The organism is Treponema sp. R6D11 (genome assembly GCF_054786075.1).
The window spans coordinates 1-350 of sequence record NZ_BDHD01001247.1 but is presented as its reverse complement, the minus strand read 5'-3'; the positions used below and the strand labels follow the sequence as shown (position 1 = coordinate 350).

Here is a 350-nt window from a genome sequence, read left to right as displayed (position 1 = left end):
TTGCGATGTCTTTACTGGAGTCTACGGGTTTAAAACGGCGCGGGGTTTCATTTTTATAGGGTTTGTGGCATTTTTGTTTAACACTTTTGTTTTTTTTTATAAGGATCCGGCGACCTCCGAGCGATACACTAGACCGCTCGTCGGCACCGTCGGATTTGTATAAGACACAGAACTACAGTTTGCCTCTTTTTTCGTTCACCTCCCATCGCCTCGTTCTCCCAACCTCTTTTCCCCGTGTCCCAGTTCCATGCTGTAGTAAGCATACTCATTCCCTCCTTGGCGTGTTTCTCCATCGGCTCTTTCAATATATCATGTTTGCGGCAATATTGCACGGTCTTTTTTACCGCCTC

1 pseudogene is annotated in these 350 nt (G+C 46.3%); it reads right to left on the bottom strand.

Going from position 1 to position 350, the window contains the following annotated elements:
- Window positions 1–128: 128 nt before the first annotated feature.
- Window positions 129–350, bottom strand: a pseudogene (locus ACYVTD_RS18295) (hypothetical protein); the annotation flags it as partial.